Source organism: Yoonia ponticola (assembly GCF_014199395.1).
Taxonomy (GTDB): domain Bacteria; phylum Pseudomonadota; class Alphaproteobacteria; order Rhodobacterales; family Rhodobacteraceae; genus Yoonia; species Yoonia ponticola.
In genome coordinates, this window is the sequence record NZ_JACIJM010000001.1 from 328,459 (window position 1) to 350,136 (window position 21,678).

The window sequence follows — 21,678 nt, forward strand, 5'->3', positions numbered from 1 at the left end:
GTTAGTCGCGCTCTGCGTAGAAGCGACCGCCACCCTGTAACTGAATGTTGTAATCGTCGGTCGTGCCGTCGGTTCCGCCATAGATAGTACCGGTTGCAACTTCGGCGTCGTCATCGCGAAGGTTGCCTTCCAACGTCAGATCCCAGCCGTTTGAGTCGCGGCTTACGTCGTCTGAAAGTACGCCCTTAAGAACACCGTCGGCGCGTGCATCAATTTGCCCTCCAACAACGCGGCCTGATACTGTTAGATTTCCGCTAAAAGCTTGATCCTCGAAGCCCTTATCGTTGTTGTCTAGAAGGTTCACTTCTGAGATTGATCCTCGTACGTCTCCTGAACCAGCTGTGGTAGACGTATCTGAAATATCGATTGTAAGGTCGAGCAGGCCCAATACGAGATAATCGTCTTCGCCGTTCAGCGTCGCTTCGCTTCTGATGTGGCCTTCATAAGTCGCCTTACCAGTAGGAATATCGCCTGCGGGCGTTATGGAAAGCCTATCGCGTGCATACTCATCATCAGCCGCAAACGCGCGGTAATCCGCGCGGTTCAGTGTTAGGTCCTCGGGTTGTTCGCATGCCGCAAGGCCGGCAACCGCGATGAGAGTAAATGCAATTTTGTAAGTCATGGAGTCTAAGTCCTATATGTGAACAAGCAGTACTTTATAAACCACTGTTGGTGGGTACTGCGGGTATGATAGGCAATATCACTGCACGCACAATAGCCGCGGCGACGGTGCTAAAGCGGTATTCTGCCGTATCGGTTCAGTTTGCGTAAAAGCGTCCGTTTCCGGTCAACTCTACGTTGTAGTCGTCGCGACTGCCGCCTGTCGTACCGCCCGACGCGGCCCCAGTGACGGTGTCGGCGGTGGTGAAATCATCGCGGAACGATCCGTCTAGGTCAATTGCCCAGCGGGCCGTGTCGTTGGTGTTGCTGCGTGTCAAATCGCCAATCGCCGTCGCTTCGATCAATCCCGAGGTGCTATCGCCGCGAATGTCCAAACGTCCCTCAAGCGGGATCAGGCGGTTGCGCGCCTGACGGTCAATTACGGTCATATCCGTAATCGACCCCGTGATCGGGTTGCGACCGGCAAAGGTGCTGCGACTGTTGATATCTACGTCCAACGCGAGATCGCCGATCACATCATAGCCAGCTTGGTTTTCGATGATGGCACTGCTGCGCACATGGCCGTCATAGCTGGCATTGCCGTATGGGATGCGGCTGACAGATGTCTCCGGCAACCCAAAGGCGCGTTTGTCGTCCGCAACTGCCGCATTGAAATCCGCGACATTGTAGGCGGGGCTGGGCGCAGGTGGATTGTAATCGACAGGTTTGCGCGATGTCGTCTGGCCGCCACAGGCGGCGGTCGACACCAGAGCGAGGATCAGTAGGGCAGGGCGAGCGGATGGGGGACGCGACATAGGGCAGCTCCTTTAAGATGGGGTTGCGCCGATCTGGGGGATACGCCACGCGATATTCAATAACAGGCCAGTGATATCCGGTACGACCCGCCTGTTCTTACAGCGCGGGCTGGCATGTGCTGGCGGGCTGTTGACACCTTAGCCGACTCTGCATATACGCCCGTTCATCCGGGTAAGGGGCATTGCGCCTTTTGACCTGATATCAAGATAAAAGTGGTCAAGAACCGGTCTAATGCTGACTTGTTCCTCTGTAGCCCGCCGCACCAAACCTCCGGTAAGGGTTTGACTGCGGAATTTTTGTGCTGGTCTTTCGGGATTGGCTATTACCACCGAACCCGTGCCAGCAATGGTGCATAATTTGTGAATAGATGGGAACATCAAACGATGCCAACGATTCAGCAGCTGATCCGCAAGCCGCGCCAGCCAAAAGTCACTAAGTCCAAGTCACAGCACTTGGAATCGTGCCCTCAAAAACGTGGTGTTTGCACACGCGTTTATACAACGACACCAAAGAAACCAAACTCCGCGATGCGGAAAGTTGCCAAGGTTCGCCTGACCAACGGTTTCGAAGTGATTTCCTACATTGGTGGTGAATCACACAACCTTCAGGAGCACTCTGTGGTTCTGATCCGTGGCGGTCGTGTAAAAGACCTTCCGGGTGTCCGTTACCACGTCGTTCGCGGTGTGTTGGATACCCAAGGTGTTAAAGATCGTAAGCAGCGCCGCTCCAAATATGGTGCTAAGCGTCCTAAGTAATCGCGGAACGGCGGACATTATTATGTCCGCCCTACCCACCATCCGTAGGGCGGGGCTATTCCCCGCCGTTGCCCGAAACGAGAGAGAGACCGACACATGTCACGTCGTCACGCCGCTGAAAAACGCGAAGTCCTACCAGACGCCAAATATGGCGATAAGGTTCTGACAAAATTCATGAACAACCTGATGATCGACGGCAAAAAAGCCGTTGCTGAACGGATTGTTTACAACGCATTTGACCGCGTTGAAGATAAACTGAAGAAATCACCAGTGGAAGTGTTCCACGAGTGCCTCGACAACATCAAACCAAACCTCGAAGTGCGTTCGCGCCGTGTTGGTGGTGCGACGTATCAGGTGCCTGTTGAAGTACGTCCAGAGCGCCGCGAAGCGCTTGCAATCCGTTGGTTGATCGCTGCTGCTCAGAAGCGCAACGAAAACACCATGGAAGAGCGTCTTGCAGGCGAGCTGATGGATGCGATCAACGGTCGCGGCACAGCCGTTAAGAAACGTGAAGACACGCACAAAATGGCCGATGCTAACAAAGCATTCAGCCACTACCGCTGGTAATAGGAAACATCTGATATGGCACGCGAGTATCCACTCGAACTATACCGGAACTTTGGTATTATTGCGCACATTGATGCGGGTAAAACCACGGTTTCCGAACGTATCCTGTTCTATACAGGTAAGAACCACACCATGGGCGAAACCCATGATGGTGCGGGTACAATGGACTGGATGGAGCAAGAGCAGGAACGGGGTATCACTATTACTTCGGCTGCGACCACCACGTTCTGGGAACGCACTGAAACAGGCACAGAGCCTGATTCAGCGAAGCACCGCATGAACATCATCGACACACCAGGCCACGTTGACTTCACAATCGAAGTTGAGCGTTCCTTGGCTGTTCTCGATGGTGCTGTTGTTGTTCTCGACGGCAACGCCGGTGTTGAGCCACAAACAGAAACTGTTTGGCGTCAGGCTGACCGCTACAAAGTTCCGCGGATGGTTTTCGTCAACAAAATGGACAAAATCGGCGCTGACTTCTACAAATGCGTTGAGATGGTCGAAGACCGTACCGGTGCGCGTGCGATCCCTATCGCGCTGCCAATTGGTGCTGAGACAGAGCTCGAAGGTCTGATCGACCTCGTAACCATGGAAGAATGGTTGTGGCAGGGTGAAGATCTTGGTGCGTCTTGGATCAAAGCTCCGATCCGTGACAGCCTTGCTGATCAAGCTGCTGAATGGCGCGAAAAGCTGCTCGAAGCTGCTGTTGAGCAAGACGACGACGCAATGGAAGCCTACCTCGAAGGCACAGAGCCAACAGTTGCAAAACTGCGCGAAATGATCCGTAAGGCTTGTTTGAGCGTTTCTTTTGTTCCTGTTCTTGGTGGTTCTGCGTTCAAAAACATCGGCGTACAGCCGTTGCTGAACGCTGTTGTGGACTACTTGCCTAGCCCGCTCGACGTCATCGACTACATGGGCTTTAAGCCTGGCGATGAAACAGAAACACGTAACATCCCACGTCGCGCTGACGATGAGATGGCGTTCTCTGCGCTTGCGTTTAAAATCATGAACGACCCATTCGTTGGGACCCTGACATTTACACGGATCTATTCCGGTACATTGTCTAAGGGTGACAACATGCTCAACTCTACCAAGGGTAACAAAGAGCGCGTTGGTCGTATGATGATGATGCACTCCAACGACCGTGAAGAAATCAGCGAAGCATTCGCTGGTGACATCATCGCGTTGGGTGGCCTGAAGAACACGACAACAGGTGATACCATCTGTTCGCCGTCCGAACCTGTTGTTCTTGAAACAATGACGTTCCCAGATCCTGTGATCGAGATCGCTATTGAGCCAAAAACAAAAGGCGACCAAGAAAAGATGAGCCTCGCACTTCAGCGTCTGTCTGCTGAAGATCCATCCTTCCGTGTGGAAACTGACATCGAATCTGGTCAGACCATCATGAAGGGCATGGGCGAACTTCACCTCGACATCCTCGTTGACCGCATGAAGCGCGAATTCAAGGTTGAGGCGAACATCGGTGCACCTCAGGTTGCTTACCGCGAGACTATTGGTCACGCTGTTGAGCACACCTATACTCACAAGAAACAATCTGGTGGGTCTGGTCAGTTCGGCGAAGTGAAATTGTCCATCATGCCAACAGAGCCGGGCGAAGGTTACTCTTTCGACTCGAAAATTGTTGGTGGGTCTGTTCCTAAGGAATACATCCCAGGCGTCGAAAAAGGCATCCTGTCCGTTATGGACAACGGTCCTTTGGCTGGCTTCCCTGTGATCGACTTCAAAGTGGAACTGCTTGACGGTAAATTCCACGATGTTGACTCCTCAATCATGGCGTTTGAGATCGCTGCTCGTATGTGTATGCGTGAAGGCATGCGCAAAGCGGGTGCGAAATTGCTCGAGCCAATCATGAAAGTCGAAGTGATCACACCTGACGAATACACAGGTGGTATCATCGGCGATCTGACTTCCCGTCGGGGTCAGGTTCAGGGGCAGGACACACGCGGTAACGCTATTGCTATCGAAGCAATGGTGCCACTGGCGAACATGTTCGGCTACATCAACACATTGCGCTCTATGTCTTCTGGCCGTGCGCAGTTCTCGATGCAGTTCGACCACTACGAACCGGTTCCGTCGAACATCTCTGAAGAGATCCAAGCGAAGTTTGCATAAACGACGCATTTGAATAATCGGGGGCGGGCTTTCGGCCCGCCGCCATTCCAAGACAATCGACTACCTAAGGAGGCCATCATGGCTAAGGAAAAGTTTGAACGTAATAAACCGCACGTCAACATCGGCACAATCGGCCACGTTGACCACGGTAAAACGACACTGACAGCGGCGATCACAAAGTACTTTGGTGATTTCCAAGCGTATGACTCGATCGACGGCGCGCCAGAAGAAAAAGCACGTGGTATCACGATCTCTACTGCGCACGTTGAGTACGAGACTGAAACACGTCACTACGCGCACGTTGACTGCCCAGGTCACGCTGACTACGTGAAAAACATGATCACTGGTGCTGCCCAAATGGACGGCGCGATCCTGGTTGTGAACGCAGCAGACGGCCCAATGCCACAGACACGCGAGCACATCCTGCTCGGCCGTCAGGTTGGCATCCCGTACATGGTTGTTTACATGAACAAAGTTGACCAAGTAGACGACGATGAGTTGTTGGAACTGGTTGAAATGGAAATCCGTGAGTTGCTGTCTTCTTACGAATATCCTGGCGACGACATCCCAGTCATTCCTGGTTCTGCTCTGGCAGCCATGGAAGGCCGCGATGACAACATCGGTGCTGATTCAATCAAAGCACTGATGGCTGCTGTTGACGAATACATCCCAACACCTGCACGTGCGGTTGACATGCCGTTCTTGCTGCCAGTTGAGGACGTGTTCTCGATCTCTGGTCGTGGTACAGTTGTGACTGGCCGTATTGAGCGCGGTGTTGTGAACGTGGGTGACGAATTGTCCATCGTGGGCATCAAAGACACACAGAAAACAACATGTACTGGCGTTGAAATGTTCCGCAAACTGCTTGATCGCGGTGAAGCAGGCGACAACGTTGGCGTTCTGTTGCGCGGCATCGACCGTGAAGCTGTTGAGCGTGGTCAGGTTCTGTGTAAGCCAGGTTCCGTGAACCCACACACAAAGTTCGAAGCAGAAGCCTATATTCTGACAAAAGAAGAAGGCGGTCGTCACACACCATTCTTCGCGAACTACCGTCCACAGTTCTACTTCCGTACAACTGACGTGACAGGCACTGTTGTCCTTCCAGAAGGCACAGAAATGGTCATGCCGGGCGACAACTTGAAGTTCAACGTTGAACTGATCGCGCCAATCGCCATGGAAGACGGCCTCCGCTTCGCGATCCGCGAAGGCGGCCGGACTGTTGGCGCTGGTGTTGTGTCTAAGATTGTTGAGTAACTTTGCTTAGGCAAAGTTACCGGTGGGTGGCAGTGCCTTTTTGCCCTTGAGCAAAAAGGTCACGAGAACCCACTCCGGTAGCGATAATATCTAAAGAAGGCCGCCCCAGAAATGGAGCGGCCTTTTTGTTTGGGGGATATCTGGGTACTGGTATCGCTACAAAATTCAAAAAAGAAATGTGCTCGATTTGGGCGGCCTTTTAGCTGATAGGTAGGGAAATGGCAGAACGATGGTTAAGGCTAAATGAAACCGAAGATGTTTTTATTTCTTTAGAGGAGGTTGCGCGACAAATTGTGCGCACGAATGAAAATTTTGATGCATGGAAGTGGGGAACGATTGCATTGATCAGCGCCACGAGCAGTGCATTGGTGGCGAACTTGTCAGGGACAACGAATGTAGGCGCCCTTGAGAAGCAAAATGCGAAAGATGCACTCGCGGCTCTGCAGCATGACTCGCAGCATGTAATGACGGATCCATTTTTGGCCGATCCACTAGGAATGTTGAAGCTTGCTCAACGCCCTAAGGAAAACCGAAAAGAGAGAGCAGGTTCGCCTATTCAAGTGGACGATGAGTGGGTCGGCAGCTTCAAAACTTTAGTTCGTTTCAGAAATGGCTTTATGCATTTCAAGCCAATGTCGTGGTCAATCGAAGTCTCAGATTTTCCGACACATTTTTTGAATGTTCTTGGCATTGTTGAGGCGACATTTGGTGACGGTTGGTCTTACCGCCACATGAAGCCGCGACGCTATGAAGAATTGTTGAAGCTTTCGTGCGATCTAAGAAACAAGCTTGTGCACCTATATGAAATTACTTAACATTTATAGAAATGAGCTAGGTTTAGTTGTTTCGCCCGGAATCAAGCGCGTAGCGCGCCGGGCAGCGCCTGACCGCCCCATGGGCGGGCGCTTTTGCAGCGTTCGCCTCAGTCGGCACCCGCGCAGTCATGCTGCACCATAAAGTGGCACGAATATCTGCTCCGATGCCCACCCGCGGTCAGGCGCAGCCCTCTGCTGCGAGACGAATACCCAATTTCGCATGGAAAAGGTGTTGCGCGACACCCCGACTCCCCCTATAGCACCCCAATCCGACGAGGGTACGCCATGCGTGCCCTCTTTCCGTTGGATACCAAGTACCAAAAGATGAACGCATCTTTGGTACCACAAGGCGCGATGAGGGTAGTGGATGAGCCGCTGTCTTCCTCTCCGTTCTAGACCCTAATCTAGGGGTGATGAACATGGCAGCTAGCCAGAACATCCGTATTCGCCTGAAGGCGTTTGATTACCGGGTACTTGATGCAAGTACACAGGAAATCGTTTCCACTGCAAAGCGTACAGGGGCGTCCGTTCGCGGCCCGATCCCGCTTCCGAATAAAATCGAGAAGTTCACTGTTTTGCGCGGCCCGCACATCGACAAAAAATCCCGCGATCAGTTTGAGATCCGCACGCACAAGCGTCTTCTCGACATCGTAGACCCAACACCACAGACAGTAGACGCGCTGATGAAGCTCGACCTGGCTGCGGGCGTTGACGTCCAGATTTCCGTATAAGGAGTAGAATACTATGCTCCGTTCCGGAATTATCGCAAAGAAACTGGGCATGACCCGGTTGTTTATGGAAGATGGTCAGCAGATCCCTGTGACTGTGCTGTCCCTCGAAAACCTGCAAGTTGTTGCACAGCGTACTGTCGAGCGTGACGGTTACGTCGCTGTTCAGCTGGGTGCCGGCAATGCAAAAGCAAAGCGTACATCCCAAGCGATGCGCGGTCACTTCGCTGCTGCCAAAGTAGAACCAAAGCGCAAAGTTGCTGAGTTCCGCATTGCAGAAGAGAACATGATCCCAGTCGGTGAAGAAATCGCTGCAAACCACTACTTCGACGGCCAGTTCGTTGACGTATCCGGTATTTCTATCGGTAAAGGTTTTGCTGGTGCGATGAAGCGTCACAACTTTGGGGGTCTGCGGGCTACTCACGGTGTGTCTGTTTCCCACCGTTCGCACGGGTCTACAGGCCAGTGTCAAGATCCAGGTAAAGTCTTCAAAGGTAAGAAGATGGCTGGCCACATGGGCGCTGCCCGCGTGACTACACAAAACCTGCAAGTCGTGCGCACTGACGTTGATCGTGGCCTTGTCATGATCAAAGGCGCTGTTCCCGGCTCCAAAGGTGGTTGGGTGACTGTTAAGGATGCGGTTAAGAAGCCAACTCCTGAGAACACAGTATACCCTGCTGGTTTGAAATCTGCGGCTGCTCCTGCGGCTGCTGCTGAAGTGGAGGCCGAAAACAATGAAGGCTGATGCAATCAATCTTGACGGTGGTGCGGCCGGGTCTGTTGACCTGAACGAAGCCATCTTCGGTCTGGAACCACGCAAGGACATTCTCCACCGCGTCGTTCGCTGGCAGCGCAACAAGGCAATGGCAGGCACACACGACGTGTTGGGCCGGTCAGAGGTTTCCTTTTCTACAAAGAAAATCTATCGCCAAAAAGGCACCGGTGGCGCTCGTCACGGTTCCCGTGGCGCGCCGATCTTCCGCGGTGGTGGTACGTACAAAGGGCCGACACCACGGTCCCACGCACACGACCTGCCAAAGAAGTTCCGCAAGCTGGGTCTTAAGCACGCGCTGTCCGCTAAGGTCGCCGCTGGTGAACTCGTCGTTGTTGAAAACATCGACATCAAAGACGCGAAAACATCCGCTGTAGCCAAGCAAGTTGGCGCATTGGGTTGGAAACGTGCCTTGATCATCGACGGTGCAACTGTGAACGCCGCGTTCGCACAAGCTGCGCGTAACATCGAAACACTGGACATCCTGCCATCGCAGGGCGCGAACGTGTATGACATCCTGCGTTCTGATACGCTCGTCATCACCAAAGCAGGTCTTGAAGCACTGGAGGCTCGCCTATCATGAGCACTAAGGCAGAACTGTACGACGTGATCCGCAAGCCGATCATCACTGAAAAAGCCACAACTGCGTCTGAAAACAACGCAGTGGTTTTCGAAGTTGCGATCGACAGCAACAAACCACAGATCAAAGAAGCTGTTGAAGCGCTCTTTGGTGTGAAGGTCAAAGCGGTCAACACAACGATCACTAAAGGTAAAGTAAAGCGTTTCCGTGGCCAGCTTGGCACACGTAAAGACGTGAAAAAAGCCTATGTGACGCTGGTTGAAGGCAACACAATCGACGTATCCACTGGTCTGTAAAGACTAGACGTCGTTGAAATTGAGGAGGCCCTCGCAGTGATGCGGGGGCTTTTTTCATTGAGAGCAAAAATGCTCACGCGCATCTTTACAGTAATTTTATGAGGCGACTGACTATGTGCTAGCGTGTTAGGTCTGACGTTAGCATTGAAAAAATTCAGCGCCTACTTGGCACAAAATACTTGCAATTGATAACTCGTACGGATTGTTTTGCTTTATTTAAGAACAACTGTGTAGTGTGGTGGAATGACAAGTAGATTTATCAACAAGCTTCAACGCGAGATATTTGAGATGACCGGTGGCTATATTGCTACTTGGCTACCGGATTTTTCTCCCTTTCTCGGTGACTACGGTACTTTAGCAAGAGGACGATTGCTGACAGAAGGCAACTTGGAAGAGCTGGATTACGTCAGTATAGGTGATAACGCTGGGATGGCTGCAATGACTTCATTCAAATTTAGTCATGATGTCACAATCTCAGCGGACGCAGGCGCCGAAAGTTTAGGAGCAGGATTTTCGGTTGCCTTTAATAGCGAAGGTTCCTTTTTGTATCACTTTCAAAACGCAAAGATGCACAGAATAAAAAACAAAGGGCAATTCTTTCAGGAATTGGCGACCAAAATTCTAACGGGTGAAATTCCTTGGGATGACTCTTTCGTGGTCGTAGATGAAGTTGTTCTCGCAGAGCAATCGACAATCTTGGTTTCGAAAACATCAGGAAGCAACGTACGCGTTTCAGCGAGCGGCTCCTCTAACGCTAAAGTGAACTTTGCAGACCCCTCGTTAAATCTGGCCTTTGCGACGTCCAAGGGGACTATATTCGATTATTCGGGACATGTTGATAGTAGGCCGCTGTATCACGCAGTTAAACCCACGATAAAGCCGAGAGGTGCAGTTGAGTCGGACGGTCCGCCGCGACGACCAACGGGGCCAACGTTCGGCCAGATTTATAAAGGGGCCAAAAAACTCCTTAGTGGGCGAGAATTAGAACCTCATGAAATTGAAATTGAAGTTTTAGAGAAGAATCTGGTTGATGCAAAGCTGCTTTTGAATGGACGCGTTGCGAGATTCAATATCGCTTTTGAAGAAGTGACACCAAATCAGGTTCTTGCTGACTACATCAAAGATGATGAAGCGGCGCTTCCGATTGAGCAATTCCTTGTAATGGAAACTTAGGTTATCAGTTCACAAAAGCCGTCTTGCGCTTCACTTGGCCCCCTGCTACATCCCCGCTACTCAATGGCCTCGGATTCGTTCCGGGGCCGTTGTGTTATGACTATTCTGGCACCTACGGGGGCCTTCACATCAGGTCTCTTCGGGGACCGCCAAGCAAACGGAAGAAGCTAACATGGCATTAAAGTCGTATAAGCCGACGACGCCAGGCCAGCGCGGGCTGGTGCTGATCGACCGTTCGGAGCTTTGGAAAGGACGTCCAGTTAAGGCCCTCACACAGGGTTTGACTAAATCGGGCGGCCGGAACAACACCGGACGAATCACAATGCGTCGTATTGGTGGGGGTGCTAAGCGCCTTTACCGTATCGTTGATTTCAAGCGTAACAAGCTGGACATGTCCGCTGTTGTAGCTAGAATCGAATATGACCCGAACCGGACAGCATTTATTGCTCTGATCCAGTACGAAGATGGCACACAGAACTACATTCTGGCCCCTCAGCGTCTGGCAATCGGTGACAAGGTGATCGCGTCTGCAAAGGCCGACATCAAGCCAGGTAACGCTATGCCGTTCTCAGGCATGCCTATCGGTACAATCGTACACAACATCGAATTGAAAGCCGGTAAGGGCGGTCAGATCGCTCGTGCAGCTGGTACATACGCCCAATTCGTTGGTCGTGATGGTGGCTACGCGCAGATCCGTCTGTCTTCCGGTGAATTGCGCCTCGTTCGTCAAGAATGCATGGCGACAATCGGTGCCGTGTCCAACCCTGACAACTCCAACCAGAACTACGGTAAAGCCGGTCGTATGCGCCACAAAGGTGTGCGTCCGTCTGTTCGTGGTGTCGCGATGAACCCGATCGATCACCCACACGGTGGTGGTGAAGGCCGCACATCTGGTGGACGTCACCCGGTTACGCCTTGGGGCAAACCGACAAAGGGTATGCGTACACGTAACAAAAACAAAGCGTCGCAAAAGCTTATTATTCGCTCGCGTCACGCCAAGAAGAAGGGTCGTTAAGTATGGCTCGTTCCGTCTGGAAAGGCCCATTTGTGGACTCATATGTCCTCAAAAAGGCCGAAGCGACCCGCGAAAGCGGCCGCAACGAAGTGATCAAGATCTGGTCACGTCGTTCTACAATCCTGCCTCAGTTCGTTGGTCTCACCTTTGGTGTGTACAACGGCAAGAAGCACATCCCTGTGAACATCTCTGAAGACATGATTGGTCAGAAGTTCGGTGAGTATTCACCAACTCGGACCTACTACGGTCACGCAGCAGATAAAAAAGCGAAGCGGAAATAAGCCATGAGCAAGGATAAGAATCCCCGCCGCGTGGCCGACAATGAAGCACGTGCAAAACTGCGCATGTTGAAAACGTCCCCGCAGAAACTGAACCTCGTTGCTGGCCTGATCCGCGGCAAGAAAGTCGAGCGCGCTCTTACAGAGCTGACTTTCTCGAAAAAGCGGATTTCGGATGACGTGAAGAAATGCCTTCAGTCAGCCATCGCCAACGCTGAGAACAACCACAACCTTGACGTTGATGAGTTGGTTGTTGCCGAAGCTTACGTCGGCAAAAACTTGATCATGAAGCGCGGTCGTCCTCGGGCACGTGGCCGTTTCGGCAAGATCATCAAGCCGTTCTCAGAAATCACCATCGTGGTGCGTCAAGTCGAGGAGCAAGCGTAATGGGTAACAAAGTAAACCCAATCGGCATGCGTCTTCAGGTCAACCGTACCTGGGACAGCCGTTGGTATGCAGATACCAAAGACTACGGTGACCTTCTTCTTGAAGATCTCGCCATCAAGGCGTTCATCAAGAAAGAATGCGCTCAATCCGGCGTCAGCCGCGTGATCATTGAACGTCCGCACAAAAAGTGCCGCGTCACAATCCACGCTGCACGTCCTGGTGTGATCATCGGCAAGAAAGGTGCGGACATCGAAGGTCTGCGTCAGAAGCTGGCGAAACTCACTGCGTCTGAATTGCACCTCAACATCGTTGAAGTTCGCAAGCCAGAGCTCGATGCAGCACTCGTTGCTGAGAACATCGGTCAGCAGCTTGAGCGTCGTGTGTCTTTCCGTCGCGCTATGAAACGTTCTGTTCAGAACTCCATGCGTATGGGTGCCCTTGGTATCCGTATCAACCTCGCCGGTCGTCTTGGCGGTGCTGAAATCGCGCGGACTGAATGGTACCGTGAGGGCCGCGTGCCGCTTCACACATTGCGTGCAGACATCGACTATGCGCACTACGAAGCACAAACAGCTTATGGTATCATCGGTATCAAGGTGTTCATCTACAAAGGTGACATCATGGAACACGATCCATCCGCACATGACCGCAAACACGCTGAGCTCCAAGAGGGTGCTATCCCTCGTGGCGCCGGTCGTCGCTAAGGAGATATGAACAATGCTTCAGCCAAAGCGTACAAAACACCGCAAGCTTCATAAAGGCCGCATCCGCGGTGAAGCTAAAGGCGGCTCTGACATGAACTTTGGTTCGTTTGGTCTTAAGGCCATCGAACCAGAGCGCATCACAGCTCGTCAAATCGAAGCTGCACGTCGTGCAATGACGCGTCACATGAAGCGTCAAGGCCGTGTGTGGATCCGTATCTTCCCAGACACACCAGTGACGTCTAAGCCCGTCGAAGTGCGTATGGGTAAAGGTAAAGGTTCCATTGATTTTTGGGCATGCAAGGTCAAACCAGGCCGCGTTATGTTCGAAATCGATGGCGTGTCCGAAGCCGTTGCACGTGAGGCGCTTCGCCTTGCTGCAATGAAATTGCCTATCAAAACACGTACAATCGTACGCGAAGACTGGTAAATTCGACGGTCACTTCGGTGATTTACTGAAAAGAATAAAAAGCCCCCGCTGTTAATTCAGTGGGGGCTTTTTCTGTCGGAACTTGCTGTGTTGGACAGGGCATAAGCCAATAAGCGATGGATTGGAGTAGGGGAGACATTACGTGAAGTGACGTTCAAAATGACCGCACATATCCTCCCCACATCTTGAATGTTCGACAAACCAAAATATATCCTAGTCGTGGGGCGAGAGGTTTTGCCCCATTTGTACATAACGTTAACTATGAGGTTCGTTCTATGAATTGGGATATAATTGAAGGCAAATGGAGCCAGCTTACCGGTAAAGTCAAAGAAACTTGGGGTGATCTCACCGACGACGAGATTACGCAGGCCGAGGGCAAAAAAGACAAACTGGTCGGCGTCATCCAAGCCAAATATGGTATAGCTAAAGAAGAAGCCGAGAAGCGCGTTGATGAGTTCAGCGCAGCTCTTGAGGACTAAAACCTCTACCTAATCACGCCGCGAGCGCCGAGAGTTTTCTCGGCGCTTTTTTGTTGGCCTGTCGGTCTAGGCTCTGACAAATCGGATGTTGGACCCGCAAATTCGCGAACGTCCAGTTCCGGTTCGCTCACAAGTGCAACCCTCTACAGCGTTCGACGTCCCATCCAAACCAAAACCAGCGCCACGACAGCCGGCACCGTCTGAATAATCAGCGTCTTAGACGTAACGGTCGCAGCGCCAAACAGCCCAGCCACAGCGATAAAGATCAAAAAGCACGCAGCCACATTTGCCTGCCATTTCCGGTCCCGAATAAAGAACGACCAGATCAGACCTGCCGCCAAAAACGCGTTATAAATCCCTTGGTTCGCAGCCATGTTGATGGTCTGTGCAAACAGCTCTGGTGGGAAGGTCGTGAAAATACTGGGGCCGCGGCTTGTCCACGCGAAAATCTCGAACCACGCGATATACAGGTGAAGCAGGGCGATCAGCCCGATTAAGGCCAGTGATAGGCTACGCATGTGACATTCCCTTTTTGCCGCAACATTAACCGCAGCCCTACAGCGCGTCCACCGTTGGGGCGTTTTCAACTAGCGCTGTTCTTCCATGCGCCGCGCAGTTAGCATCACCGCATAATGCAGCGCGAGGCAAAGACCATGAAACACGTCCCCAAGCCCACCACCGACGACGATCTCATCAAGCAGTTCCTCGAAAACGGCGGCAAAGTCACCAAAGGCAAGACGAAACCGATGCCCGATGACCTTGGCCTGTCCAACAACGTCTGGGGTAATAAGCTGACCAAAGACGAGAAAGCGGCGAAGAACAACAAATCCTAGGCAGCCTAAATCTGATTGCCCAAATTTGACCGAACCTGCGGCGCAATTCTGTCTTGCCGTCGTCGGATACCCATCCTGTCATCTACTGCGGGAATGGGCTCATGAAATTTCACCAATCACTTTTTGTGGCTGCAATCACAATACTGCCGACCACTGCTAGCGCGTGGGAATTCGGTCGCAAGGTGCGCGGTCCTGATTACCTAGACCCATACCTCTATTTCTTTGGATTTCTAACGGCAGTGTCGTTCATCGCCGTGGCCCTGACAAAACCCGCATCCGTTCCGTTTAACCAGATGTACCGCGCCAAAGACCTGCCGATCCTGTGCAAAACCTATCACCGGATGTTCAGTCTCGTCGCACTGCCGTTTCTGGCGATATTACTGACCGGACCGGGGATTTTGATCTACGAACGCGATTTCAAAGCCCAGCCCACCGAAGAGGTCGCAGCATTACCGCCCACCACGCTGACAGGCATCGTCGCAACGTCGCTTGCCGCCCAGACACCTGAGCCCGAACCGACGCTGCCAGAGCCGCCATCAGCACCAATCGCCGCAGAAGATAGCGCCGCACCCGTCAGGACAGGTGCAAGCGGCGCAAAATTCATCTCGGCACGCAGGTTCGACGAGCAGGATTAACCCCAGCTATAGTTGAACGACACGGTTATCCGTTCTTCTTCGGCCATGTTCATCGGCACCTCGTGACGCAGCCAGCTTTCCCACAGCAGCACATCGCCGACTTCAGGCTTCACATAGACAAACTGTTTCAACCGCTCCGGTGCCGATTTCAGACGTCCGGGGGCCGCCATCATCATGGCGAGGCGCGGATCTTCGAATTTGATCGCACTCGTGCCTTCAGGCATCGCGACATAGGTCGTGCCGGAAATCACCGAATGCGGGTGGATGTGCGCGGTGTGAATGCCGCCTTCAGGTAGGATATTGATCCACAAATCTTCGAGTTTGAGTTCCTTATCCCCCAGATCAAAATGACATTCTTTCGCGAACGCGGCCACATGCTTGTCCAATGCTGCCACCAATTCCTTAAAAATTGGAAAACGCCATGGCAAATCGGTCAGCGACGCATAAGACGTGTAGCCGGGGAATTCGTTCGCCTCGCACCAATCCTGTCCAGCTTCATCATCGTTGGCGATCACATCGCAGGACGTGGCGAGTTCTGCTTGATCTATCGTGCCAAGGTCGGACAAGGCCGCGCGGTAGAGTGGGGTGGTGAACAGATTGGTGACGATGGCCATAACGGATCCTTTTGATTACAGCCCGGTCAGAGGCATGACGTCGATTGAGTAGACGATCGACAGAAACAAATACAGCGCCCCGAGCGAAATCATCAGAATTAAGATGCCGACGATAGGCGAGGTGACTTCGAACTTACCGTCCCCGAACGAAAGTTTCGATGTCGTGTCATGCGCGAGCGGTGTGGCGTCGGTCTCGTCAGCACGCTTTAGACGAACCTGTGTTTGGCGTCTCATCGTGTGCCAGAGCTGGAATCCCGCGAACAACACACCCGCGGCGGTCAGCAGCATCACCATGGTCAGGATGCGATCCGAAGTCCGAAGTTGCCATTGCAGGACGGCGATTGCGTGCATTTCTAATTCGGTGATGAATTGGTCGCTGTGATCGCCAGTTGGCGCAAAAACCACAATCGGTTCATCCGCGACGAAGTCAGTAGCCGCATGCTGATCGGCATTTGCGCTGGTAGCGAGCAAAGCAAAAATAAGTCCAAAGAGGGGGGCGAGGCGCTGCATAATGGTGTCTCCTTTAAAATCGTTTGGAAATTTAGGAAAATTATGACCCAAGCATGCAGGGGCTCGCGTATCGGTGCTAGTCTCGATAACCATACCTAACGCTGCCGGTCCCACCTTGCGAAAACCTTTAAAACAAAGGGGCTTTAGGGGTTGCGAGACTCAGGTATCCCCCCTATACGGCCAACTTCTACCCAATCCACTGGATTCGTGGTGACGCAATTTGCGCGGCCGCCCAGTGTTTGAAACAAAGGAAAATGGCATGAAAGCCAACGAGTTACGGGAAAAGACCCCGGATCAGCTCCGTGATGAGCTGTCGAATCTGAAAAAAGAATCATTCAACCTGCGCTTCCAGCAGGCCACTGGCCAAATGGAAAACACATCAGGTATCCGCGCTGCACGTCGCAACGCGGCTAAAGTAAAAACAATTCTGAACGAAAAAGCAGCAGCCGCTGCGTCGGAGGCTTAATCAATGCCTAAGCGTATCCTTACTGGGGTTGTGACAAGCAACCAGAACGAACAGACCGTAACTGTGTCTGTTGAGCGTCGTTATAAGCACCCGTTGCTTCAGAAAACTATTCGTAAGTCCAAGAAATACCGGGCCCACGATGAGCAGAATACCTTTAACGTAGGTGATCAAGTTCGCATTCAAGAATGTGCGCCTAAGTCAAAAACGAAACGCTGGGAAGTCATCGCTTCTTAAGCGGTAACCAACAGTATTAACGAAACCCTGGGCCCCCGGACGGAAATCGGGACTACGCCCATAGGTCGGAGAGAATCTAATGATCCAGATGCAAACCAACCTAGATGTGGCTGACAACAGCGGCGCCCGCCGTGTTCAGTGCATTAAGGTTCTGGGTGGTTCCCATCGTCGTTACGCGAGTGTCGGTGACATTATCGTCGTATCGGTGAAGGAAGCCATTCCACGCGGTCGCGTAAAGAAAGGTGACGTGCGTAAAGCCGTCGTCGTACGTACCGCCAAAGAAGTTCGTCGCGCAGACGGCACAGCAATCCGTTTTGATAAAAACGCTGCTGTGATCCTGAACAACAACAATGAGCCAGTAGGTACACGTATCTTTGGACCAGTTGTTCGCGAATTGCGTGCGAAAAACTTTATGAAAATCATCTCACTCGCTCCGGAGGTGCTGTAACTATGGCTGCTAAACTCCGTAAGGGTGACAGCGTCGTCGTATTGACTGGCAAAGATAAAGGGTCAAAGGGGACTATCTCCTCTATCGATCCAAAGTCTGGCAAAGCAATTGTAGACGGTGTGAACATCTCTATTCGCCACACAAAACAATCCCAGAACGCTCAGGGCGGCAAAATTGCGAAAGCAATGCCAATCCAGTTGAGCAACTTGGCTATTGTTGATGCAAATGGCAAAGCAACCCGTGTTGGCTTCCGTATGGATGGCGACAGCAAGGTGCGCTTCGCGAAAACAACAGGGGATGCGATCTAATGCTTGATACCGCAAACTACACCCCGCGCTTGAAAACAGCTTACTTCGACACCGTCCGTGCGACGATGAAAGAAGAATTCGGCTACAAAAACGACATGCAGATCCCACGTTTGGACAAAATTGTTCTGAACATCGGCTGCGGTGCAGAAGCTGTCCGTGACAGCAAGAAAGCAAAGTCGGCTCAAGAAGATCTGTCTACAATCGCCGGTCAAAAAGCGATGACAACGAAAGCCAAGAAATCCATCGCTGGTTTCCGCGTTCGTGAAGACATGCCTCTTGGTGCAAAGGTGACCCTTCGTGGTGACAAAATGTACGAATTCCTTGATCGTCTGATCACAGTTGCAATGCCACGTATCCGCGACTTCCGCGGCGTATCCGGCAAATCTTTTGACGGTCGCGGCAACTACGCCACTGGCCTGAAAGAGCACATTGTGTTCCCGGAAATCAACTTTGATAAAGTTGACGAAAACTGGGGCATGGACATCGTAATCTGCACGACCGCCGATAGCGACGCTGAAGCAAAAGCATTGTTGAAAGCTTTCAACATGCCTTTCAACAGCTAAGCGGTAGGGAGAATTTAGATATGGCTAAGAAATCCATGATCGCGCGTGAAGTAAAACGCGAGAAGCTGGTCAAGCAGTATGCTGAAAAGCGTGCCGGTTTGAAAGCAATCATCAACGACAAAGAGAAGCCAGTAGAAGAACGGTTCAAGGCAACACTTGAACTCGCGAAACTGCCACGCAACTCGTCCGCTGTTCGCCTGCACAACCGGTGCCAGCTGACAGGTCGTCCACACGCTTACTACCGTAAGCTCAAGATCAGCCGGATCGCACTGCGGAACCTTGGTTCCAATGGCGAAATTCCCGGCATGGTCAAGTCAAGCTGGTAAGGGAGCATAATAGATGAACGATCCTATCGGTGATATGCTCACACGTATCCGCAACAGCCAACTTCGTGGAAAGTCCACGGTTGAATCACCTGCTTCTAAAGCACGCGTTTCAGTCCTGAACGTTCTTGCAGATGAAGGCTACATTCGCGGCTATGAGCTGACGACTGGCAAAGATGGCCACCCGGCTATCGAGATCAGCCTGAAATACTACGAAGGCGAAGCCGTCATTCGCGAAGTGAAACGGGTTTCAAAACCTGGTCGTCGCGTTTACGTCAGCGTCAATGACATCCCATCCGTCCGTCAGGGCTTGGGTGTGTCGATTGTCTCCACCTCTAAGGGTGTGATGACGGATGCAAGCGCACGGGCGGCCAACATTGGCGGCGAAGTGCTCTGCACCGTATTCTAAGGAGAATTCGATGTCTCGTATTGGTAAGAAAGTGGTTGAACTGGCATCCGGCGTTTCGGCGTCCGTGTCTGGTCAAACCATTGAAGTAAAAGGCCCTAAGGGTACTCGTAGCTTCAAAGCAACAGACGACGTGACGATCACAGTAGACGGCCAGACCGTTTCCGTGACCCCACGTGGTAAATCCAAGCGCGCGCGCCAGCAGTGGGGCATGACCCGCACTATGGTTGCGAACTTGGCCACCGGCGTTACCGAAGGTTTCAAGAAACAACTTGAAATCAACGGTGTTGGTTATCGTGCAACAATGCAGGGCAACACCCTGAAATTGGCGCTCGGCTATAGCCACGACGTTAACTTTGAAGTGCCAGAAGGGGTCACAGTCACTGCACCTAAGCAGACTGAGATCACCGTGGAAGGTATCGACCAACAACTTGTAGGTCAGGTCGCGGCGAATATCCGCGCTTGGCGTAAGCCCGAGCCATATAAAGGCAAGGGTATCAAGTACAAGGACGAATACATCTTCCGCAAAGAAGGCAAGAAGAAGTAAGGACGTAGACAATGGCAAACTCGAAAAGAACTCTGTTCTTGAAGCGCCGCTTGCGCGTTCGGAACAAACTGCGGAAAGTTACTGCCAACCAGGGTCGTCCCCGGTTGTCCGTGCACCGCTCCAACAAGAACATCAGCGTCCAGCTGATCGACGATGTAAACGGCGTAACACTCGCGTCCGCTTCCACGCTCGAAAAGACTCTGGGCGTTGTTGGGAAAAACAACCTCGAAGCAGCGAAAATTGTGGGCGCGGCTATTGCCGAGCGTGCTAAAAAAGCTGGCGTCGAAGTCTGTTTCTTCGACCGTGGTGGTTTCCTCTTCCACGGTAAGATCAAAGCACTGGCCGATGCGGCCCGTGAAGGCGGTCTGAAGATCTAAACGAAAAGTAGGCGGCTTGGGGGTTCCTCAGGCCGCCTCGATAATCGGGGATAGGTCCGCCTATCACTGCGATTGACACTTAATTGGCGCCAAACCGCGCCACCTGAATAAGGACTGCATCTATGGCAGAACGTGATAACAACCGGGGCGGCAACCGTCGCAACCGTGAAGAGCAAGCACCTGAATTTGCTGACCGCTTGGTCGCAATCAACCGTGTGTCCAAGACCGTTAAGGGTGGTAAGCGTTTTGGCTTCGCCGCACTTGTCGTTGTTGGCGACCAAAAAGGCCGCGTCGGCTTTGGCAAAGGTAAAGCGAAGGAAGTTCCTGAAGCGATCCGTAAAGCCACTGAGCAAGCAAAGCGTCAGATGATCCGCGTTGCGCTCAAAGACGGCCGTACATTGCACCACGACACCAAAGGCCGTCACGGCGCTGGTAAAGTTGTCATGCGGACAGCGCCAGTTGGTACAGGCATCATCGCCGGTGGTCCAATGCGTGCTGTATTCGAAATGTTGGGTGTTCAGGACGTTGTGTCCAAATCCATCGGGTCGCAAAACCCTTACAACATGATCCGCGCGACCATTGATGGTCTCAAAGCAGAGCAATCCCCACGCAACGTCGCACAGCGCCGTGGCAAAAAGGTTGCCGACATCCTGCCAAAGCGTGACGACGCACCAGCGGCTGCCGCTGAAACCGAGGAGGCCTAAATCATGGCTAAAACAATCGTTGTAAAACAGATTGGTTCTCCAATCCGTCGTCCAGCTAAACAGCGTGCTACGCTGATCGGCTTGGGCTTGAACAAAATGAACCGTGTAAAAGAATTGGAAGACACACCTTCCGTTCGCGGCATGGTAAACAAGATTTCTCACATGGTAGAAATCATCGAAGAAAAAGGCTAAGGCCCAACGCTTCGATCGGGCAGGGGGACCTTGCCACCGAAATAAAGAACGCCTCGCAGCAAACTGCGGGGCGTTTTTTATTGACTTTCTCGGATGTATATACATATTGAGTGTACGCGCTATAAGCGACGGACAGTTCTACTGGGGAGGCGGTCAGATGTATTAGAGAACACCAATCTTTCGTTACGGAGAAAAGATGTTCGAATTCGATACCTACAAACGGCGCCTGAACAACGAGAAACACGGCGTTGATTTACTCTACGCGGCCCTCATCTTTGATGGGCCAGTACTTACAAGGCAAGACAATCGTCAAAGCTATGGCGAGGTTAGGTTAATCTCGCTTGGTTTAGTCGATGAGGCGCCATTCATCGTCGTCCACACCCAAAGAGGCGAAGCAACGCGTTTGATATCTGCGTGGCAAGGAGGCCGCAAAGACTATGTCCGATACAAAACGAATTTCCCTTGAAGAACTTCAGGCGCTTAAGGCCAGCGGCGATATTACTGGGCCAAAAACACATGCGGGGGGCGAAGACCTGCCTGATGACTTTTGGGATGATGCCGAACTTGTCATGCCCAAGGCAAAAACCGCGGTCAGTATGCGCGTCGACCCAGACGTCCTCGACTTCTTCAAAGAGCAAGGTAGCGGCCACCTGACCCGTATGCATGCGGTGCTGCGTGCATATGTCGATGCGCAAAAGCGTATACAGAATTAATCAGTGCCACTGCCCAACAAGCCGCC

At 52.2% G+C, this 21,678-nt stretch carries 36 protein-coding genes; 31 read left to right on the forward strand and 5 right to left on the reverse strand.

Going from position 1 to position 21,678, the window contains the following annotated elements:
* Window position 1: 1 nt before the first annotated feature.
* Together FHS72_RS01610 and FHS72_RS01615 are read right to left on the reverse strand one after the other, a co-directional pair.
* Window positions 2–622: a hypothetical protein gene (locus FHS72_RS01610; protein ID WP_183524543.1), complete on the reverse strand. Its 621-nt coding sequence runs from the start codon at window positions 620–622 to the stop codon at window positions 2–4.
* Window positions 623–758: 136 nt separating this feature from the next.
* Complete coding sequence (locus FHS72_RS01615; RefSeq protein ID WP_183524545.1) at window positions 759–1,415, reverse strand: hypothetical protein; 657 nt, start codon at window positions 1,413–1,415, stop codon at window positions 759–761.
* A gap of 384 nt (window positions 1,416–1,799) precedes the next feature.
* Here FHS72_RS01615 and rpsL point away from each other — a divergent pair, with 384 nt between their 5' ends.
* From rpsL to FHS72_RS01695, 16 genes are all read left to right on the forward strand, one after another.
* The gene (gene rpsL, locus FHS72_RS01620) at window positions 1,800–2,171 is read left to right on the forward strand and encodes a 30S ribosomal protein S12 (protein ID WP_183524548.1); all 372 of its coding nucleotides are present in this window, start codon (window positions 1,800–1,802) and stop codon (window positions 2,169–2,171) included.
* A 96-nt stretch (window positions 2,172–2,267) separates the two neighbouring features.
* Window positions 2,268–2,738 (forward strand): 30S ribosomal protein S7, encoded by a 471-nt coding sequence (gene rpsG, locus FHS72_RS01625; RefSeq protein ID WP_183524551.1) that lies wholly within the window; start codon window positions 2,268–2,270, stop codon window positions 2,736–2,738.
* Window positions 2,739–2,753: 15 nt separating this feature from the next.
* Entirely contained in the window at window positions 2,754–4,871 is a 2,118-nt protein-coding gene (fusA, locus tag FHS72_RS01630) for an elongation factor G (RefSeq protein WP_183524554.1), read from the forward strand.
* A 78-nt stretch (window positions 4,872–4,949) separates the two neighbouring features.
* On the forward strand, window positions 4,950–6,125 hold the full coding sequence (gene tuf / locus FHS72_RS01635) for an elongation factor Tu (protein ID WP_183524492.1): 1,176 nt from the start codon (window positions 4,950–4,952) through the stop codon (window positions 6,123–6,125).
* A gap of 218 nt (window positions 6,126–6,343) precedes the next feature.
* Window positions 6,344–6,940, forward strand: coding sequence for a hypothetical protein (locus FHS72_RS01640; protein ID WP_183524557.1), 597 nt, complete (start codon window positions 6,344–6,346; stop codon window positions 6,938–6,940).
* A gap of 419 nt (window positions 6,941–7,359) precedes the next feature.
* Window positions 7,360–7,671, forward strand: a complete 312-nt coding sequence (rpsJ, locus tag FHS72_RS01645; protein WP_183524560.1) for a 30S ribosomal protein S10 — start codon at window positions 7,360–7,362, stop codon at window positions 7,669–7,671.
* Between the two features lie 13 nt (window positions 7,672–7,684).
* The gene (gene rplC, locus FHS72_RS01650) at window positions 7,685–8,413 is read left to right on the forward strand and encodes a 50S ribosomal protein L3 (RefSeq protein ID WP_183524563.1); all 729 of its coding nucleotides are present in this window, start codon (window positions 7,685–7,687) and stop codon (window positions 8,411–8,413) included.
* Window positions 8,403–9,023 carry a 50S ribosomal protein L4 gene (gene rplD, locus FHS72_RS01655; protein ID WP_183524566.1) on the forward strand — a complete coding sequence of 207 codons (621 nt, stop codon included), beginning with the start codon at window positions 8,403–8,405 and terminating at the stop codon, window positions 9,021–9,023. Before rplC ends, rplD begins: the two co-directional genes overlap by 11 nt.
* Window positions 9,020–9,316 (forward strand): 50S ribosomal protein L23, encoded by a 297-nt coding sequence (locus FHS72_RS01660; protein WP_183524569.1) that lies wholly within the window; start codon window positions 9,020–9,022, stop codon window positions 9,314–9,316. The genes rplD and FHS72_RS01660 overlap by 4 nt, the downstream gene beginning before the upstream one ends.
* A 243-nt stretch (window positions 9,317–9,559) precedes the next feature.
* Window positions 9,560–10,489, forward strand: a complete 930-nt coding sequence (locus FHS72_RS01665) for a hypothetical protein (protein WP_183524572.1) — start codon at window positions 9,560–9,562, stop codon at window positions 10,487–10,489.
* A gap of 172 nt (window positions 10,490–10,661) precedes the next feature.
* Entirely contained in the window at window positions 10,662–11,504 is an 843-nt protein-coding gene (rplB, locus tag FHS72_RS01670; protein ID WP_183524575.1) for a 50S ribosomal protein L2, read from the forward strand.
* Window positions 11,505–11,506: 2 nt separating this feature from the next.
* On the forward strand, window positions 11,507–11,785 hold the full coding sequence (gene rpsS, locus FHS72_RS01675; RefSeq protein WP_183524578.1) for a 30S ribosomal protein S19: 279 nt from the start codon (window positions 11,507–11,509) through the stop codon (window positions 11,783–11,785).
* 3 nt (window positions 11,786–11,788) lie between these two features.
* Window positions 11,789–12,169 carry a 50S ribosomal protein L22 gene (gene rplV, locus FHS72_RS01680; RefSeq protein WP_183524582.1) on the forward strand — a complete coding sequence of 127 codons (381 nt, stop codon included), beginning with the start codon at window positions 11,789–11,791 and terminating at the stop codon, window positions 12,167–12,169.
* Window positions 12,169–12,873, forward strand: a complete 705-nt coding sequence (rpsC, locus tag FHS72_RS01685) for a 30S ribosomal protein S3 (RefSeq protein ID WP_183524585.1) — start codon at window positions 12,169–12,171, stop codon at window positions 12,871–12,873. Before rplV ends, rpsC begins: the two co-directional genes overlap by 1 nt.
* Window positions 12,874–12,886: 13 nt before the next feature.
* The gene (gene rplP, locus FHS72_RS01690; RefSeq protein WP_183524588.1) at window positions 12,887–13,300 is read left to right on the forward strand and encodes a 50S ribosomal protein L16; all 414 of its coding nucleotides are present in this window, start codon (window positions 12,887–12,889) and stop codon (window positions 13,298–13,300) included.
* A gap of 275 nt (window positions 13,301–13,575) precedes the next feature.
* Window positions 13,576–13,779 (forward strand): CsbD family protein, encoded by a 204-nt coding sequence (locus FHS72_RS01695; protein ID WP_183524591.1) that lies wholly within the window; start codon window positions 13,576–13,578, stop codon window positions 13,777–13,779.
* Window positions 13,780–13,922: 143 nt separating this feature from the next.
* Here FHS72_RS01695 and FHS72_RS01700 read toward each other — a convergent pair whose 3' ends face one another.
* A complete protein-coding gene (locus FHS72_RS01700; RefSeq protein WP_183524594.1) occupies window positions 13,923–14,297 on the reverse strand; it encodes a DUF1304 domain-containing protein in 375 nt (124 codons plus the stop codon).
* Between the two features lie 135 nt (window positions 14,298–14,432).
* On the opposite strand from FHS72_RS01700, the gene FHS72_RS01705 reads away from it, so the two are divergent.
* On the forward strand, window positions 14,433–14,612 hold the full coding sequence (locus FHS72_RS01705) for a hypothetical protein (RefSeq protein ID WP_183524596.1): 180 nt from the start codon (window positions 14,433–14,435) through the stop codon (window positions 14,610–14,612).
* A 101-nt stretch (window positions 14,613–14,713) separates the two neighbouring features.
* A complete protein-coding gene (locus FHS72_RS01710) occupies window positions 14,714–15,247 on the forward strand; it encodes a hypothetical protein (protein WP_183524599.1) in 534 nt (177 codons plus the stop codon).
* Here the strand turns inward: FHS72_RS01710 and FHS72_RS01715 are convergent.
* The gene (locus FHS72_RS01715; protein ID WP_183524602.1) at window positions 15,244–15,861 is read right to left on the reverse strand and encodes a TIGR02466 family protein; all 618 of its coding nucleotides are present in this window, start codon (window positions 15,859–15,861) and stop codon (window positions 15,244–15,246) included. The genes FHS72_RS01710 and FHS72_RS01715 overlap by 4 nt on opposite strands.
* 15 nt (window positions 15,862–15,876) lie before the next feature.
* On the reverse strand, window positions 15,877–16,371 hold the full coding sequence (locus FHS72_RS01720; RefSeq protein WP_183524605.1) for a hypothetical protein: 495 nt from the start codon (window positions 16,369–16,371) through the stop codon (window positions 15,877–15,879).
* Between the two features lie 259 nt (window positions 16,372–16,630).
* On the opposite strand from FHS72_RS01720, the gene rpmC reads away from it, so the two are divergent.
* The 13 genes from rpmC (at window position 16,631) to FHS72_RS01785 (ending at window position 21,652) form a co-directional block, all read left to right on the forward strand.
* Window positions 16,631–16,837 carry a 50S ribosomal protein L29 gene (gene rpmC / locus FHS72_RS01725; protein ID WP_183524608.1) on the forward strand — a complete coding sequence of 69 codons (207 nt, stop codon included), beginning with the start codon at window positions 16,631–16,633 and terminating at the stop codon, window positions 16,835–16,837.
* 3 nt (window positions 16,838–16,840) lie between these two features.
* On the forward strand, window positions 16,841–17,071 hold the full coding sequence (gene rpsQ, locus FHS72_RS01730) for a 30S ribosomal protein S17 (RefSeq protein ID WP_183524611.1): 231 nt from the start codon (window positions 16,841–16,843) through the stop codon (window positions 17,069–17,071).
* 79 nt (window positions 17,072–17,150) lie between these two features.
* The gene (gene rplN, locus FHS72_RS01735; RefSeq protein ID WP_183524614.1) at window positions 17,151–17,519 is read left to right on the forward strand and encodes a 50S ribosomal protein L14; all 369 of its coding nucleotides are present in this window, start codon (window positions 17,151–17,153) and stop codon (window positions 17,517–17,519) included.
* A gap of 2 nt (window positions 17,520–17,521) precedes the next feature.
* Window positions 17,522–17,827, forward strand: coding sequence for a 50S ribosomal protein L24 (gene rplX, locus FHS72_RS01740; protein WP_183524617.1), 306 nt, complete (start codon window positions 17,522–17,524; stop codon window positions 17,825–17,827).
* Entirely contained in the window at window positions 17,827–18,390 is a 564-nt protein-coding gene (gene rplE, locus FHS72_RS01745) for a 50S ribosomal protein L5 (RefSeq protein ID WP_183524620.1), read from the forward strand. The genes rplX and rplE overlap by 1 nt, the downstream gene beginning before the upstream one ends.
* Window positions 18,391–18,410: 20 nt before the next feature.
* Entirely contained in the window at window positions 18,411–18,716 is a 306-nt protein-coding gene (gene rpsN / locus FHS72_RS01750) for a 30S ribosomal protein S14 (RefSeq protein ID WP_183524623.1), read from the forward strand.
* Window positions 18,717–18,729: 13 nt separating this feature from the next.
* Window positions 18,730–19,122: a 30S ribosomal protein S8 gene (gene rpsH / locus FHS72_RS01755; protein ID WP_183524626.1), complete on the forward strand. Its 393-nt coding sequence runs from the start codon at window positions 18,730–18,732 to the stop codon at window positions 19,120–19,122.
* 10 nt (window positions 19,123–19,132) lie between these two features.
* Entirely contained in the window at window positions 19,133–19,666 is a 534-nt protein-coding gene (gene rplF / locus FHS72_RS01760) for a 50S ribosomal protein L6 (RefSeq protein ID WP_183524629.1), read from the forward strand.
* Between the two features lie 11 nt (window positions 19,667–19,677).
* Window positions 19,678–20,043 carry a 50S ribosomal protein L18 gene (rplR, locus tag FHS72_RS01765; RefSeq protein ID WP_183524632.1) on the forward strand — a complete coding sequence of 122 codons (366 nt, stop codon included), beginning with the start codon at window positions 19,678–19,680 and terminating at the stop codon, window positions 20,041–20,043.
* A gap of 122 nt (window positions 20,044–20,165) precedes the next feature.
* Window positions 20,166–20,747: a 30S ribosomal protein S5 gene (gene rpsE / locus FHS72_RS01770; protein ID WP_183524635.1), complete on the forward strand. Its 582-nt coding sequence runs from the start codon at window positions 20,166–20,168 to the stop codon at window positions 20,745–20,747.
* A 3-nt stretch (window positions 20,748–20,750) separates the two neighbouring features.
* A complete protein-coding gene (gene rpmD, locus FHS72_RS01775) occupies window positions 20,751–20,939 on the forward strand; it encodes a 50S ribosomal protein L30 (protein WP_183524638.1) in 189 nt (62 codons plus the stop codon).
* A 196-nt stretch (window positions 20,940–21,135) separates the two neighbouring features.
* Window positions 21,136–21,405 (forward strand): BrnT family toxin, encoded by a 270-nt coding sequence (locus FHS72_RS01780; protein WP_183524641.1) that lies wholly within the window; start codon window positions 21,136–21,138, stop codon window positions 21,403–21,405.
* Window positions 21,377–21,652 (forward strand): BrnA antitoxin family protein, encoded by a 276-nt coding sequence (locus tag FHS72_RS01785; RefSeq protein ID WP_183524643.1) that lies wholly within the window; start codon window positions 21,377–21,379, stop codon window positions 21,650–21,652. Before FHS72_RS01780 ends, FHS72_RS01785 begins: the two co-directional genes overlap by 29 nt.
* The last annotated feature ends 26 nt before the right edge of the window (window positions 21,653–21,678 follow it).